The organism is Streptomyces sp. GbtcB6 (genome assembly GCF_019091475.1).
Classification (GTDB): Bacteria; Actinomycetota; Actinomycetes; order Streptomycetales; family Streptomycetaceae; genus Streptomyces; species Streptomyces hyaluromycini.
Genome location: NZ_JAGXJL010000060.1, coordinates 1 through 15,157, shown reverse-complemented (window position 1 = coordinate 15,157; position 15,157 = coordinate 1). Strand labels below are relative to the sequence as shown.

Here is a 15,157-nt window from a genome sequence, read left to right as displayed (position 1 = left end):
CCGGCGTCGGCGCCAACTGCATGGTGGTGCGGTGATGGATGCTGGCCTGCGGCGGCCAGTTGTCGTTCAGCGCCCCAGGGGCAGCTCCTGGATACGTTCGAAGGTGCAGGTGTGGCGGTCGGGATGTTGGGTTTCCATCACCGGCCACCCGGACGTGACGCACACGGTCACGTGATGGCGGGCGTGGCGCAGCAGCCGCCGGACTTCGGCCTTGGTGTGGCCGAGGAGTTCCTGGATGCCGAGGACGCCCGTGCGGTCCTGGACGACGGAGCGGATGTTTTCCGCGATCAGCTCGTAGCGCCGCTTCTCGTCGGGCGTGGTCGGTATCTGCAGGTCGAGCAGGTTGTACGTGCCGAATCGGAACAGCGCCGGCGTCACGGCGGGACTCCTTCTGCGTCGTGGTCAGTGCGCGGCCGAGGCGGACGGGGAGAAACGCATGGGATAGCGGTGGGCGGGGGGATGGTCGATGGGCAGGTCGGGGCGCCAGTGGGTGAGGACCTGGGCGGAGGGCACGAACAGCGGGCTGGGCAGATCGTCCAGGCGGCGCCACTGCCACTGCGCGACAACCTTCGGTTCGTTGGCGGTCGGGGTGCCCTGGAAGCGGCGGATGAGAACGGCGGCGGTGAGGCGGTTGAGGTTGTGCCGTGCGTCGAGGAGCACGGCGAGCACCTGGACGTCCTTGGGGTGTGCCACGAGGCCGGTCTCCTCGGCGAGTTCACGGATCGCGGCGGTCTCGATGGACTCGCCGACACCGTCGCGTGCGTCCACCTTGCCGCCGGGCAACTCATAGGGGCCCAGACGGTGTTGTCCCATCAGCACGTGGCCGTCTGGGTTGGTGACGATGATGCCGACCCCTAGGGCAGCCTGGGCGAGGGGCGGCCGAAGGCTTCGCTCCCGAGCCTCTACCCTGGGCGCGTTGGCCTGTGGAAGGCGGCGGGCCTGGATGAGCTGGCAGACGACCGGGTTGTCGGAGCCCGGGGCGTGCAGGAGGTCGATGGACTCGACGGCGAAGCCGTGTTCGCCCAGCAGCCGCTCCCAGATTTCGGGGGTGAGGATCCACATCTGCACCGGGATCGGGGCGGTCCTCGCCAGCCGCACTTCCTCCTGGCGGGCGGTGACGGTGTGGGAGGGCTCCAGGCCGTTCAGGTTGGTGTGCAGGGTGGAGAAGACCAGTCGTCCGTACGGCCGGATTCCATCGCGCAGTGCGGGTAGCAGTCGGTGCGGGTCGATGTAGGACAGGCCGTGCACGGAGTAGACGAGGTCGTAGGGTTCGCTCTCGCGTAAGTGCGCGACGACGTCACCGGTCAGGAATCGCCCGCCTGCCAGGGGCCCGAACCGGGCCAGGGCGCGCTGCTGCTGGGTGGGGGAGATGTCGATGGCGTCGACGAAGGCCGCGTGGTCGCGATTGAGATGGGCGGCGTGGACTCCGGCTCCGGAGCCGAGGTCCAGTACGCGGTAACCGGCGATGTCGCCGAGGATGCTGGTGCCGGGGCCGGTGCCCCAGAACCCCCAGTCGATCTTGGTGACTTCCGGGGGCTGGTAGCCGCGGTCGAGCTGCCTGCGCCCGTACTCACGCCAGGCATCCTCATTCACCCGCTCCGATGCCGTGTTGCCGGATGTCGTCATGCTGCCTCCTTCCGGAGCCGGTGCAGGGTGCGCTGCCCGCGCTCGACGAGTTCGGGGTCGCCGTGCGCGGCGCCGTACTGGATGCCGCTGACCGCGTCGAGGGCCGACAGACCCTTGAGTGCTTGGACCTCATCCTGGGAAAGCGTGCGGCCGTACCCGTCGAACAGGGCGGCTTTGAGTTCGGGCGCGTCAGTCCAGGTGTCGGCGATGCGGACGAAGTCGCTGACGAGGGGCCCGATTTCCGCGCGTTCCCAGTCGATGAGGGCCAGGTTCCCGTGGTCGTCGAGTAGCAGGTTGCGCTTCTGGACATCACCGTGGCGACGGCCATGGGGGACGGGGGGTACCTGGGGCAGCTGCAGGGCGAGGGACCGCACCAGCGTCTCCTCTCCAGGCTCAAGGAGTCCGTCGGCTGCCGCCAGGTGCCGCTCCAGCTTGGCCAGCCCGCCCAGGGCCTGCGCCATCATCGGCGGCTCGCCGAGGTGAAGTGCCCGCAAGAGCTGCCCGAGCTGGCGGTAGACCGACTGCCAGGCGTCCATGCTCAGGTCGGTGCCGTGGAGGATGCGGCCGGGAAGCGCACTGACGATCACGGCGAGCTGTTCCGGGTCGGCGGCGACGAGCTGTGGGGCGCGGCCGGCTCCGAGGACCGGGGCCCACTCTCTCAGGGCACCCACCTCACGCTGGTGGAACTTGGGTCCTTGGTGAACCTTCAGGAACCAGCTCCCGCCGTCGCGTCCGGTCAGCCGCCACACGCGGGAGGCTTCCCGCGCCCAGGAGGCGTCCGTGACCTCCATCAGCGGGCCGATGGTCTGTTCGGCGAACGTGCCGAGCTGCTCACCGAGGACGGCGCGCGGGTTCTGGGCCCGCGGGGGCAAGGGGGTCAGGCGGTTTGGCCCGTTCGGGGCGTAGGCGATCGAGTCGTCGGGTTCCTGGAGATGCAGGGCGAATGTGTGCCCGTCCCGGTACGCCTCCAGGCCGGCCCGGCAGTACGCCACCATGTCGTCGGGCAGGTCACGGAGGGAAAACCAGTCCAGCTGTGAGCAGCGGTCCGGTTCGGCGATGCGTGGGACGCCGATCCACCGGGTGACCTCGAAGAACCAGCCGGTGCGGTTATGGCCCTGGGGGCTGCGGTGCTGCATCACCAGCGCGACACGGACATCGGCCGGTCGGATGATGATGCCCAGCTCCTCCTCGGCTTCCCGGACCACTCCGGTGACCACGTCCTCGAAGTCGCCGTCGAGGTGCCCGGAGGGCATGTGCAGCAGGCCCGAGGCGTAGGTGTCGCCCGCCCGCCGGCTCAGCAGCACCCCGTCGCTACGCCGCAGGATGAGATGGACGTCGACGGGTTCGCGGTGGCGTGAGCCAGCCGAGAGTCCCAGGGGGGCGGCGGCGTTCCCGTGCCCCGTGCTGTGCCGAACGCCGGACTCGCTGTTGGCGTGATCGTGTCCGCCGGGCTTCATCGCGCGCCTGCCGCGGCTCGGATTTCGTCTTCCAGGAGGCCGAGCTGGGGGAGGACACGGCGGGTCATGACGTGCCGTTGCTCCCAGTAGCGCAGTACGTCCCCGACGTCGTAGGTGCTGGGCTCGACGTAGTGCTCGTACAGCCCGAACAGCGAGTGCAGCGCGTGGAGCAGAGCCATGCGGATGCATGCGACCAGGTCCTCTCGGGGCAGGTACGGGTTCTCCTCCCGGTAAGCGGTGATCATCGCGAGGGCGACGGGCACCCAGTCGCTCTCGCTCGCCACGGTCCGCGGGTCGAGGGCGATCCGGCCCACCTCCCACGCCGCCGGCCCCGTGCGCGCGTAGAAGTCGATGACCGCGGCCACTCGCCCGGCAGGGCTCAACAGCACGTTGGGTGTGGTCAGATCGGCGTGCAACGGCTGGCGCACCGGATCGGCCGGGAATCCCTTCCGCAGAGAATCGGCGTGGGCGAGCAGATCCTGCCGCCGCTCTTCCAGCATCTGCGCATGCGCTGCGGTTGCCGTGCCCTCGTGGTCGGCGAGTACGTCGCGAAGCCGCTGGTAGTCGTTGTCGAAGCGCTGTTGGCCCGCGTCGGTCCACCAGCGGGCGGACAGGACCGGCAGGGCGCCGGGGTAGGCGGCCAGCTGGCGGTGAAGACGCCCGATGACGGACCCGATCTCCTCGGCCAGGGCGATCGTCAGGGGCTGGGAGGAGGCCGGGATGCCGTCGATGTAGTCCTGCACTGTGATGAGACGGCCGCCGTGCCGGGCGAAGGGCATGCTGTCGCGGCCGAGCCAGAACCGCGGCACCGGCAGGCCCCCGCTGCGGGTGAAGCAGGCCAGATGCGTCGCTGCACGTACCTCTGCCTCGGCCTGCCCGGGGCGCATGATTTTAACGAAGACCTGCCGCTCGTCGTCGAGTATGGCGCGGTGGTTGACGGTGTCCGTCCCAGCACGCACACGCATCACCGAGGTTGCCCGCGCCCCGAAGCTGTGGAGCAGCGCGGCGTGTACGAACTCGCTCTGCGCCGCGTCGTCCCCGCCGCGATGCGAGGCTGTCTGCCCGTTCACGGCCGGCCTGCCAGATGGGGCTGCGGCCGGTGCCCTGTCGCGTTCGGGCACCGGGGCGTGGCGTCGGCCAACGGCCCCACGAAGGGGTTTACGGGAAGGTGAGGGAACACGAGGTGGTTGGGCATGCGGATCTCCGGGGTGCAGACGTGACGTCCAGCGTCAGTGACCGCGACGCCCGGGTGCCCGTTTCCGGACGCCACGGAGTCTAGCCGGGACAGCGCTGGGAGTTGGCTGGTCACCGGCTTGATCACGCCGGTCTGCTGATCAGACAGCTCGGCCATACGCGGACTCCTTTCGAGCCGTGCCGGCGTACGAGGCGGCCTGGGGCAGGACCGGATGTTCGAGTGCCAGTGTCTGTGGTGCGGCTAGGCCCGGGGAGGTTAGTTGCCAGCCGTCGAACAGCTGGGCGATCTGTTCCTTCGTCCGCAGGTGGACGGGGCAGCCGGCTGCCGTCATGGTCTTGGCGAATCTGCGTACGGGTTTGCCAGAGAGGTCGGCGGTGGCGTGCGTTATGACGAGAGCGCTGCCGGTGGCGGCGACGTGTTTGTACTGGTCGACGAGGACGGTGAGGGGCTGCGCTGTGGTGTCCTCAATGTGATGGAGCACGCTACCGAGGAGAAGGATGACCGGTTCTCGCCAGTTGATCGTCTCCAGGATTTCTCTGGAAGCGAGGACCGACTCGGGGTCGCGCACGTCGGCGCATAGGCTCTTGACGATGGCGGGCGCCTTTGCCGTCATCATCTCGTCGGCGTAGGCGTGCACCAGCACGTCGTTGTCAATGCAGACGGCGCGGGCGTCGGGATGAATGCGGGTCAGGACATCCACCGGCGTGGGGTCGTGGGGCAGACCGCAGCCGAAGTCGACCAGCTGCCGGATGCCCGCGATTGCCAGGGCCTGCACCATCAGAAGGACATATAGGCGCTCGTGGCGGACGGCGCTCTCCAGGAACGGCATCCGGTCGGCCGCCCGAAGGGCCCCGTCACGGTCGACGATGTAGTTGTCCCGCCCCCCGAGCAGGTAGTTCTGCATCCGGGCGCTCGACGGCCGCGACTGCAACTCGGCGACCGCGCCGGAGGGGTGGAGGAGCATCGGGTGGTCAGGTCGCATCTCGCTCCACCCCGCGGGTGATCGTGCGGAGTTCGGGCAGACGCCACGACGGGCCGTCCGGTGCGCCGAGCCACAACGTGTGTTCGGTTTCCGTGATTGTCACACCCAGCTGCTCCACCTCTGGTTCTCCAGCCGCTTGCCACTGACCGAGTGCGTCGAACAGATCGGAGCCGAGATCACGCGGGCCCCACTCGTAGATCCGGGGGGAGTGGAGGAAGACCACTGCTCGAGACGCCTGGTGGTCATGAATACGCAGGCGGTCGGCAACGTCCCCTTCGAGCTGCGCAACGCCGCGCACCACCTGCATCCGCAGGTCAGGGCGAAGCAGCCCGGCGAACAACCGGGCCGCTGACCGTACGTGCGCCCCCCTTGCGTCCAGAACTTCGGACGACCTCAGGCTGCCCTGGGACTCCACGGAGGAGCCCTCACCAGGCCGGTGCTCGCGCAGCCACGCCGTCTGCGGAGCCGGTCCGGCGTGGAAACGTCCACTGGCCGACACCCCGTCCCGCGCCACGGTCAGCACGAGCAGCGTGCTGGATCCGCCCAGCGCGGTACGGACGGGCAGGCACAGCCGGCCACCCGGACGGACCCGGGTGACCCACTCCCACGGCACACGCCGTACCGCACGATGGGACAGGAGCCCGTGGAACGAACCCGCCGGTCCCACGACCCTGGCCAGCGATCCGCTGACGACCCGAACCCGCGGGTAGGGGCGTAGGCGCTGCCGGGCGATCTCGGCGAGACGTTCTGTGTCCGCGACCGTCACCACCTGTCCGTCCTGGAGAAGGTGGTCCAGCAAGGCTGCCGTCCAGCCGCAATCAGTGCCGATCTCGGCAATGGCGGCCCCTGGTACCGGAGCGAGCGCGGCCAGGCGCGTCGTGGCGTCTTCTTTGGACGGGATCACTCCCGTGACGATGCCGGGGCCGCCCTCCCCACCGTCGTCGACGTCGAAGACGAGCATCTCGGAGCGATGGACGAACTTCGCCCACTCGCCGGCGTTCTTACTCCGGTCCACCCTGCGCCAGCGACCACCCCGGTGTGTACGGATCACATGGGGCACGAAGTCCTGCCGCCGATCGCAGGTGAGCATGTCCCCCGCGTGCTCGTGAACGTGGCCGCTGCCCGGTCGCAGACTGCCGGCCTCGACGCGGGCGTTCATGCCTGTCCTGCCATGGCGACGACATCTACGTTGCTCTCACGGTCGGTCGCGGAGCTCAGGAGACGGAGCTGCCACCCTCGCGTGACCGCGTGCGCGGCCGAGGAAGCCCCCAGCGCTCGCAGCAGGCTACGAGCGTTGCGTACGTCGCCCAGCGGACGCTTCGCGCTCGCCGCGATCTCCTCGACGGTCCTTCCTCCGGCGAGTCCTGCCAGGACTGTGTGCTGCTCCTCCGGCAGCTCGACGAGGCAGTCGACGGGCCTGGGGACGTCCAAGTACCCGTGACGATAGGCGAGGTCCACCATGCCCGCCCGCTCCGAGGTTCCGAGTTTGCCGCCGATCCGGAGGATGTAGGTCTTGACCGTGCTGTCAGACACTCCCATGTCGCAGGCTGTCTCTGCGGTCGTCCTTCCCTGAGAGATGCCCAGCAGCGCCTCCCGCTCCTGAGGGGAAAGCGGCGGCGAGATCGTCTCGTCCGGGGCCGGCATGGTCCTACTCCTTCGGTGTTGTGGCACAGTCGTCGTCATATCGGGGCCGGCCCACTTCGCTGGTCGGCTCCTTGGGGGCGCGAGCTACGAACCGCCGCAGAGTTGAAGGGCGAGTTCGGCGAGGACGCAAACGGTGGGCACGCTGATAGCGGCAGCGAGGAGGACGGCGCCCCAGTGCGCGCGAGCCTGCCGCCAGCCACGTCGAACGCGCCCTGGCACCGGCTCGTCTCTCCGGGGTAGGCCCGAATTCTGCGGCGTGGCCGGAGCACCGTGAATCCGCTCAGGGTGCGCCGCACGATAGGACCCGGTCACGTCACTCACCGTCCCGCTCACAGTCCTGTTCGGCGTAGCGCAGCAGAACCTCGGCGTGGACCGCGAGACGAAATGCGTGCTCCCTTGCCGCCATGCGCCCCTCGCCCGGAGCCACGTCGCGGGCCTCCTGCGAGCGCTCGATCGCCTCACGGCATGCGGACCATCCTCGACTCCCGGCGGAGAGTGATTCCAAGTGGATCGAGACGTAGGGGACGAGCGTCGTGACGTAGCCACTGAGTGCTTGTGTGACAGCCGCGAGGGTGTGCGGATGCGGGTACACCCCCGCCTGCTCCCAGGACTTCGCCGCACGAATGGCTTCGCGGATACGCGTCGAATCGAACCTGGTGCACACAGTCCTGCCCCAGCCGTCGACCACGTCGCCAGAGGCGTGGACAGCAGGGTGGACGGCGAGCAACTCCCGCCCGACCTCGGACATCCGCCGGTGCAGGAACGCCGCACGTACGGCGTCGCCGGGAATCTCCTCGTCGAGTAGGGCACGCACGCGTGCGACCAGCCGATCGTTCTCTAGAAGAGGCTTGTTCGTATCAACGGGTACGACTGCTCCGAGTAGTCGCATCAAGTAACCGCGCATGAGCAGCAGTTGCACGTTTCGCTCGTCCGGGTCATCGCTGACGGCGGCAGTCTCGGCGAAGACCAGTCTGGTCACTTCGTGAGGAAGGGCCTCCTGTGCTGTGAGCGGCGATGGGCCGGGCGCGAGGGTCGACAAAACGGTCCTCAGGCCACGGCCCAGCTCTCTGACGGAGCCCTCCGGCCAGGACACACCGTCCGCTCGCCGACCGTCGACCAGGTGGGCCGGGGTCGTGGTGTGAGGCATAAGGGCAACTCCATTAGTGAGAGCAGAAGTTGGCGACTCGGGTGCCGCCTCGGCGGCCCCACAAGAAGAGCCGCCGAGGCATTTCGAGCCGCCACTCGCCGACAAGGGCGGTTCGTTCAAGGAGGACACGGCGCGGCGAGCTACATGGGCATCGTTCAGGGAGCTCGGAGACGCCGGTACCGCCGCACAGGACTCGGTCGGGACGTCCTGGGACGTCCCGCTGTCTGGGCCGCTCGGGAGGCCAAAGAACTCAACGGGAGAACGCGGTTGAGGCTGAGGCGTTCTGTTCCGACCCTCAAGCGGCACTGCTGAGAACATGGAAAAAGATGCAGGTAGTGGATTCACGTCGTGGGTGGACCTTCGCTGGCTCAGCGCTACGGCGGCTTCAGGTGCGACTGGGGCCATCACGACCTCGTCGCAGGGACGCGGAAGACGCACCACGTCGTCACGCCGTCTTCGCTGACGCCCCACTTCCGTGCGAGGACCGCGATGAGGAACAGGCCGCGGCCCGACACGTCCTCGTCGTCGGCGGGGCGCAGTACGGCGGGCGTTGGGTTGTCGTCAGTTACCTCGATCCGCACTTCACTGTCGGGGTACTGGAGCCGAAGTCTCACGTCTCCGGTCCCGTGCTCGACGGCGTTGGCCACCAGCTCGGAGACCGCTAGCACGATGTTCTCGGCCAGTTCACCGGTTACCTTCCACAGGCCCAGGAACGCGCGGGTGATCAGGCGTGCCTGGCTGACAAGGGCTGGGTCAGAGGTGAAGGCCAAGTCGAAGGCACGCGGCGTCCGCGGCGGCGCGTTCGTGGCAGCCGGCGCGACAGCTGTAGCGGGGCTCATCGAGGGCCTCCCGGGTGGGCGGTGTGGGGGAGTGTGCGACCTGCGGCGTCACTGCGCCGCGTGGCACGCCTCGTCCCGTCAATCACCCAGCGTGTTCGCACGGTGACAAGCGAACAGCGTGCCGCATCGAAAAGGGAAGGAAGTTTCGATGAAGTTGACTCGTCAGTAATAACGATTGAGGTGCCGGAGGAATAGGCGACCCTGACATGGTGGGTGGCATGGCAACTCTTGATGGAAACCCTGTGTCCGTAGACGACTTGCTCCCCCTGGCGCTGACCAGCCCGTTCGAGCGGGCCGCGCCGGCGCTTGAGAACGCCGCCAACTCCACGATGAAGGATAACGACAGCGGGTTCCGCTGCATCACAGCCGCCCCGTAGCTCGGCGCTGGGCGAGGCTGTGGTGAGCCAGCCCGAGCGTGCGCTCGTTGTCGGCGTCCAATTCAACGGGCGCCTTAGCGTGGTGATCCCCTGCACGTCCTCCATGGGACGCACGAAACCGACCAGACCGTGAGTGTCCTCGGGAAGAACGTCAGCGGTCTCTCCGACAAGAAGGAGAGAGCCTCGCCGCGACAGCTTGGCCGCATTGCAGAGTCGGTCTCTCCTCAGCCAAGCGCCGGCCGCCGGGATAGTCCTCCTCGTGAGCGGGGGCGGCGCCGCCCTGCGGAACGTCTTCATGGGTCCATCGCATCGCGTGTCCGGGCCCCGGACCAGGGGAAATCCGAGGGGGAAATATCTGTCAAGGGGGGAAACTGGAGGGGGAATTGAGGCCATGATTGGATTCCGCCCCCGGACAGAGGTCACACTCATGGCAGATCCGTTCGCCGAACTGCTCCTCCGGCTCCGGAAGGACGCAGGCCGGACACAAGAGCAGCAAGCAGCCGCCATTAACGCTGTCTCCGGCCGGGACACCATGACCCGTCGAGAGATCAGCCGCTACGAGCAGTTCGAGAACGTCCCGACCAACCACACGCTTGAACAGATCGCGGCGGCCTGCGGCGTCTCATTTGAAGACTTGAGGCGGGAGGCCAAGGCCGCTCGCGCCAGGAGGAGAAAGGGACAAGCCCGTGAACTGGAGGACCAGGAGGACGTGAAGCGCCGCACGTTGCTGGGGGGCGCTGCCATCGGCGTGAGCACGGCTGCCGAGCCCTGGGGTCGGCTGGCCCTAGCCCTCAGTAAAGGTTCCAAGACCGATGCGCCTTCCGCAGCCGCGCTCGTCGATCGAGCTGCTGAGTTACACATCCAAGAACTCAGCCTCAGTGCACGCCGTTTGCAGCGCACGGTCGAGTCTCACCTTGACGCGATCACGGCAGCTTTGCCCCGTGCCGGCGAGCACGAGCGGGCTCTCACTATCGCCGCCGGAGAAACCGCAGCCCTGGCCGGTTGGGTGGCCTGGGACCTAGGGGAGATCAACAAGGCTGATGCCTACTACCAGGTCACGTCGGAGTGTGCATCGGCCGCCGGGCACCCTCCGCTAAGAGCCCTGGCCCTGACCTACGCCAGCTACGGAGCTCCGACGCCTAAGGAGAAACTGAGGCTTCTTTCCCAGGCGGCCCAGGATGTTCGAGGTCACGGCAACGCCACCGCCGCTGCCTGGGTGCTCGGCAGGCAGGCCGAGGAGGCTGCGTCGCTCGGCGACGACACAGAGGCACTGCGTGCATTGGAACGAGCACGTTTCGCCTACGACTTTGCGGATCACACAAGCGAGCAGGCGTGGGTCCGATTCGTGACCCCATACCGCATGGACTCACTGGCACTCTCCGTGTACGGACAGCTAGGGCGATCCGAGCTGACTGCCACGGCCGAAACCGCCGTCGAACGCCTTGGGGACGGCCTATCGGATGGAGGTGTTGTAGTCCTCGGCGACCTCGCTTCCGCGCTGCTACGCGGCGGAGATGTCGAACAAGGAGTTTACGTAACACGTCAGTTTGCGGCTGCGAGTCAGGCCAAGCCCAATACGATGGGCAAGGAGCGCGCCCGAACCATCGCGAGCTGGCTTCCAGACAATGAGCGAGAACTTGCCGATCACCTAAGGCAGTTCGCGTCCTGAGGCTCGCGCCAAACCCAACGCGGAGCTTGCTCAGGACGCGAACGCGTCGCGCAGCGCGTCAGCGCTTGGTCGTCTCGTCAACGACCCAGGACAGGTAAGCGGCCGATCCGCCTGTCACCGGAAGAGTGACCCACTGCGGCACCTCGTACGAGTGCTTTTCGGCCACCCACGCCTCCAGCTCCGGAAGTCGGCCCGCGGTCGTCATGTACGAGATCCGCCACTCCCGCGCCGTCTCGATCTCACTTTTCCACCAGTAGACGGCGGTGAACGGCGCGTCGATGTGAGCGCCCGCTGCCAGCTTGCTCTCAACCGCGCCCCGAGCCAGCGCCTTCGCCTGGTCCTCGTCGTCGATGGTCGTCTGCGCAATCACGATGTCGGTCATGCCACTACCTTTCAAGCCGGGAGTAACCCGACCCTATCCAGCGGCTACCTGTGGGTGCGCAGGTACCAGACGGTGCTCAGGCTGCGGCTTCGCCGCGGTCCTCATCATCCCGGGAGTCGCCCGTGTAGGACCATCAGGTGATGTCGCCGAGGTAGCGGGTGGGAGGCTCGCCGTGGGAGAGGTCGGCGATCGGACCCCGCAGGCCCTGGGGCAGCAGGTTGAGGCCGGGGACCTTCTCCAGCTCCACCCATTCGAGCCCGGTTTGCACGTCGTCTTCTGCATGGGCGCATCCGGTAGTCGCAGTAGGCGTCCTGGTCCCCGGCCTGGTCCTGGCGCCATCGGGTGGCCACACAGCCGCCGCCACACGCGGACCGGTACGAGCACGTCGTGCATCGGTCCATCAGGGCCTTGCTCCTGTTGAGCAGCGGAAGCCGCCGCTGAGCGGCGACGACCACGGCCTCGTCGGGAATCCGGTCCAGGCGTCCGAGTTGAGCCTCCGGCCAGGGCAGTTCGTCACAACTGCCGAGTCGTCCGTCCGGGTAGAGCGTGAAAACGTGATCGCACTTCATGCTGGAGAAGTGGCAGAAGCCGCTGTCCAGCCCGCGCAGCCGCCGGATGGTGGACACGGCCGGTTCCAGTTTCAGCCGGGCGAAATACCCGGCGCCGATCCAGCACACGGCCGCGGCGAGCACGAACTCGGCGTACTCGGCCGGGCTGATCGCCCACGCGGGCCCATCGGAACCGCGGACCGCAGCTTCCTGCAGCAGTCGGCTCGCAGGGAGGCGCCGCCCCTGAGCGGTCGTCGAACGCTGGACGGAGGCATCGAAGCAGGGCACGAAGCTGACGGCGTTGACCGCCTCAAAGCCCGCGAGGTGGTCCAGAACAGCCGCGGCGCGGCCGAGCACGGGCGGGGTGACCGCGGCGATCACACCCGTCCTCCGGCCGCGTGCGGCCAGCAGCCGTAGGGCAGCGGCGACGCGCGGGTAAACCGGCTGACCGTCGTAGCCGACGCGCCAGGCGTTGCCAGCCGCGTCCCCGTCCAGAGAGATGCCGATCTGCAGGCCCAGGTACAGGGCGTCGAAGAGGTCCAGCCACTCTTCGTCCAGCTGCAGGCCGTTGGTCTGGATGGACACGCGGACCACAGTGGGCTGGGCGGCGAGTTCGCTCAGGACGTCGGCGACGTGGTCGCGGCCAGCGGTCAGCGGTTCGCCTCCGTGGAGTTCGACGGCGAGCGGACGCCCCTGGAAGAGCTCGGCGAGCCGGCGCACTTGGCTGGCGTCGATCCGTGCTCCGCCCGGGGCCTCCTTGCGTTTCTCGTAGCAGTAAAGGCAGTCGATGTCGCAGGTCTCACCGCGTAACTTCAAGATCACCGATACGGCGCTGTCCGTATCCTGGGTGTCCAGGCCGCTGTACAGCTGGGCTATCGGGTCGTGCTGTTCGGTGGTGCGGTGCATCGGCTGCCTCCCGAGGTGGCCGAGACCGGTAGGGGGATCAGTCGAACAGGCGTCCCAGCAGGGCGCCCTGGCCGGACTGCAGGATGTGGGCGGCCTCCAGCGGGATCCAGAAGCACTCGAAGTGCGTGGGCTCCTGCTCCCCGTCGTGGTCCTCCTGGCTCATCCAGCGCTCCGGGGTGGGCTCAGTCAGCTCCATGTGGAAGACGTGCCGCTGCTGGAGCTCGAACCGGTAGGGGCTGATGTCGTACTCGGTCTCTCCGAGCTTCCGCACGATCTTGAAGTCCCTCAGGCCCGTCTCCTCGCGGGCCTCGCGCAGCGCCGCCGCCTCCGGCGTCTCGCCCTCGCGGATGCTGCCGGCTGGGACCTGGATGCCCACCTCCTCGTAGCTGTAGTTGGTGTGCCGGAAGACCAGCAGCTTCCCGTCACGCACGACGTAGCACAGCGCCTTGTCCTTGGTGACCTTCTCGGGCACGAGAACTCCCTTCTTCATTCGATGGAATCGGTCGCGCACCCGGCGGCCCTCAAAGCTAGGGCGCGCGGCAGGCGCCCCTTGATTACGGGCGGCCAACGCCGGGCAAACGACCTTGAGTCTAGGCCGCGCGACCGCACGTCAAGACAGCCCGAGAGTGATCGAACTGGCTTACGAAATAGGCGAGATGGGCTGAAACGACAGCCCTTGCGGTGCGTCGGCATTGCCCCTCCTCGGAGGCGCTGCCGCTGAGTCGGAATCAGATCTGCTTCCCCCGCAGGAGCGGCTGGGGCTTCAGCTCGTCGACCGAGGGTCGCGGCCCCGGCGTCGGGCCGCGCGGCAGAGTGCTCAGCGAGACGGAACAGGCCAGCCAACAGTTGGCGTGCGGCGGCCTCCAGTCGGCCCGGATCCGCGCTGAGGTGCTCCACGCCAGCACGAGTGGGCTCGTCTGCGAGTCGGCTCTGGCGCAAGCGTGGGCGTGTACGTCACGAGGCGGCGCTCCTGGGGACGACGAATCCTGTCCAATGCCGTCTGTGACCGCGACGCTCGGGTGCCCGTTGCCGGACGTTGGTGAGTCTATCTCCGGTGACGTAAGGGTGTTGAGCACTTTCGTGCGGGCGATTCAGGCATTTGTTCGATGGTCGCAGCCATGCTGTGGGGCGGAGCAGCCCAAGGCCGAATATCACGGCCACGGTGACCGCCAGCTGGCGCTGGCCCCGCAGATGCGCCTGCGGTCAGATGGGCCGGGGGTTGAACGTGCTGCCCAGCTGCTTGCGCATCTCGCGGAGAGCCGCATCGAAAGCGCCGTCAAAGGGGTACCAGTTTCGACCAGCGGGCTCTCCGGCGAAAAGGCGAGGCGAACCGTACGGCTTCTGCGGCAGACTGACTGATCCCCTTCGCTGGATGTATCACTCCCACGCCTTAAGATCGTTTGGAGGAAGGCGATTTGACTGAGTCCGATCAGCTGGCGGCCCGGTGGAAGAGCGAACCGATGACGACGCGGCTCATCGCTGCTGTTCTCGTCACGGATCCGGACAGCGGCAGACTCCTCATCCTGCGGCGCAGCCGCCACTTGGACTTCGCGCCTGGCGAGTGGGATGTCCCCAGCGGGAAAGGTGAGCCCCAGGAACCGATCACCGCGACCGCAGTACGGGAACTGAAGGAGGAGACGGGCGTCGTGGCCGCCGAGGCGGACCTGCGCCTCGTCCACGTCGTGCATGGCTCCTGGGGAGCGGAAATCCCAGGGATGTTCATGGCCTTCGTCTTCCACACCGATCGGTGGAGCGGTACTCCCCACAATGCGGAGCCGCACAAACACGACACCATCGCCTGGGTGCCTCCGGACGACCTGCCGCAACCCTTCACACGCACCACCCTGGTCGCTGTCAAGCGGTACCTCGACGGCGGCCCGATCCTTTCGTTCGACGGCTGGCCAGGACCGGATGACGGTCAGTCCGGGCAACTGCCGCAGGGGTGTTGCCCGAAGTCGTGAAGCTCAGCAATGAGCCGCGCGGCTTCCTTCCTGGCCAGCTCCAGCCTGGGATCCTCGGGGTGCGCGTGTGGCCCTGCGATCTTCGCGCACACGAACAGTGCCATCAGACGACCGGACCTGGTCTCCAAGTCTGGCCGACGCTCGCTCCACACGCGTTTCGCCAAGGCCGGGACGGCGAGGGCATGGCCCCATAGCGTTGCCGCGTCCAGCCCTCGTGGCGCCATGCCCCAATCTTCCCAGTCGATCATGCAGAACTCCGGGCCGGTCACGTTCGCCCACGTCAGGTCGGCGTGGGCCGGCAGCCACTCCTTCACCACAGTGTCGGTCACCTCGGGGAAAGCCTCCCCGTGAAGTTTGCCCGTGATCTCGGACACTCGATGGTTATGCCGCGAGGGTATGTTGATGCCGCTGCCTGGTCTCGGCT

Annotated in this window: 14 protein-coding genes and 1 pseudogene; 2 read left to right on the top strand and 13 right to left on the bottom strand. The window is 67.7% G+C overall.

Annotation, left to right across the window (positions count from 1 at the left end; genetic code table 11):
* Nucleotides 1–66: 66 nt before the first annotated feature.
* From KVT45_RS47055 to KVT45_RS47015, 9 genes are all read right to left on the bottom strand, one after another.
* Nucleotides 67–378, bottom strand: a complete 312-nt coding sequence (locus KVT45_RS47055; RefSeq protein WP_217556773.1) for a hypothetical protein — start codon at nucleotides 376–378, stop codon at nucleotides 67–69.
* A 24-nt stretch (nucleotides 379–402) separates the two neighbouring features.
* On the bottom strand, nucleotides 403–1,626 hold the full coding sequence (locus KVT45_RS47050; protein ID WP_217556771.1) for an NUDIX domain-containing protein: 1,224 nt from the start codon (nucleotides 1,624–1,626) through the stop codon (nucleotides 403–405).
* A complete protein-coding gene (locus KVT45_RS47045) occupies nucleotides 1,623–3,083 on the bottom strand; it encodes a phosphotransferase (protein ID WP_217556762.1) in 1,461 nt (486 codons plus the stop codon). The genes KVT45_RS47050 and KVT45_RS47045 overlap by 4 nt, the downstream gene beginning before the upstream one ends.
* Nucleotides 3,080–4,153, bottom strand: a complete 1,074-nt coding sequence (locus KVT45_RS47040) for a phosphotransferase (RefSeq protein WP_217556754.1) — start codon at nucleotides 4,151–4,153, stop codon at nucleotides 3,080–3,082. Before KVT45_RS47040 ends, KVT45_RS47045 begins: the two co-directional genes overlap by 4 nt.
* A 264-nt stretch (nucleotides 4,154–4,417) precedes the next feature.
* Nucleotides 4,418–5,260 carry an SAM-dependent methyltransferase gene (locus KVT45_RS47035; RefSeq protein WP_217556740.1) on the bottom strand — a complete coding sequence of 281 codons (843 nt, stop codon included), beginning with the start codon at nucleotides 5,258–5,260 and terminating at the stop codon, nucleotides 4,418–4,420.
* The gene (locus tag KVT45_RS47030) at nucleotides 5,250–6,419 is read right to left on the bottom strand and encodes a protein-L-isoaspartate O-methyltransferase (RefSeq protein WP_217556727.1); all 1,170 of its coding nucleotides are present in this window, start codon (nucleotides 6,417–6,419) and stop codon (nucleotides 5,250–5,252) included. Before KVT45_RS47030 ends, KVT45_RS47035 begins: the two co-directional genes overlap by 11 nt.
* Nucleotides 6,416–6,904 carry a response regulator transcription factor gene (locus tag KVT45_RS47025; protein ID WP_217556725.1) on the bottom strand — a complete coding sequence of 163 codons (489 nt, stop codon included), beginning with the start codon at nucleotides 6,902–6,904 and terminating at the stop codon, nucleotides 6,416–6,418. Before KVT45_RS47025 ends, KVT45_RS47030 begins: the two co-directional genes overlap by 4 nt.
* A 313-nt stretch (nucleotides 6,905–7,217) precedes the next feature.
* Nucleotides 7,218–7,883 carry a DUF6415 family natural product biosynthesis protein gene (locus KVT45_RS47020; RefSeq protein WP_217556717.1) on the bottom strand — a complete coding sequence of 222 codons (666 nt, stop codon included), beginning with the start codon at nucleotides 7,881–7,883 and terminating at the stop codon, nucleotides 7,218–7,220.
* Nucleotides 7,884–8,455: 572 nt separating this feature from the next.
* Nucleotides 8,456–8,890: an ATP-binding protein gene (locus KVT45_RS47015; RefSeq protein WP_217556709.1), complete on the bottom strand. Its 435-nt coding sequence runs from the start codon at nucleotides 8,888–8,890 to the stop codon at nucleotides 8,456–8,458.
* Between the two features lie 804 nt (nucleotides 8,891–9,694).
* Here KVT45_RS47015 and KVT45_RS47010 point away from each other — a divergent pair.
* Complete coding sequence (locus tag KVT45_RS47010) at nucleotides 9,695–10,936, top strand: helix-turn-helix transcriptional regulator (protein WP_217556700.1); 1,242 nt, start codon at nucleotides 9,695–9,697, stop codon at nucleotides 10,934–10,936.
* 58 nt (nucleotides 10,937–10,994) lie between these two features.
* Here the strand turns inward: KVT45_RS47010 and cutA are convergent, their stop codons facing one another.
* The 3 genes from cutA to KVT45_RS46995 all read right to left on the bottom strand — a co-directional run bounded on the left by cutA (nucleotide 10,995) and on the right by KVT45_RS46995 (nucleotide 13,244).
* Complete coding sequence (gene cutA, locus KVT45_RS47005) at nucleotides 10,995–11,318, bottom strand: divalent-cation tolerance protein CutA (RefSeq protein ID WP_217556692.1); 324 nt, start codon at nucleotides 11,316–11,318, stop codon at nucleotides 10,995–10,997.
* Nucleotides 11,319–11,422: 104 nt separating this feature from the next.
* Nucleotides 11,423–12,772, bottom strand: a complete 1,350-nt coding sequence (locus KVT45_RS47000) for a radical SAM protein (RefSeq protein ID WP_217556684.1) — start codon at nucleotides 12,770–12,772, stop codon at nucleotides 11,423–11,425.
* 37 nt (nucleotides 12,773–12,809) lie between these two features.
* Nucleotides 12,810–13,244 carry an NUDIX domain-containing protein gene (locus KVT45_RS46995; protein ID WP_308311082.1) on the bottom strand — a complete coding sequence of 145 codons (435 nt, stop codon included), beginning with the start codon at nucleotides 13,242–13,244 and terminating at the stop codon, nucleotides 12,810–12,812.
* 943 nt (nucleotides 13,245–14,187) lie between these two features.
* Between KVT45_RS46995 and KVT45_RS46990 the strand changes: the two genes are divergently transcribed.
* Nucleotides 14,188–14,733 (top strand): NUDIX domain-containing protein, encoded by a 546-nt coding sequence (locus tag KVT45_RS46990; protein WP_254648382.1) that lies wholly within the window; start codon nucleotides 14,188–14,190, stop codon nucleotides 14,731–14,733.
* On the opposite strand, the pseudogene KVT45_RS46985 reads toward KVT45_RS46990, so the two are convergent.
* Nucleotides 14,691–15,157: pseudogene (locus KVT45_RS46985) on the bottom strand (hypothetical protein); the annotation flags it as partial. The gene KVT45_RS46990 and the pseudogene KVT45_RS46985 sit on opposite strands and share 43 nt — an antisense overlap.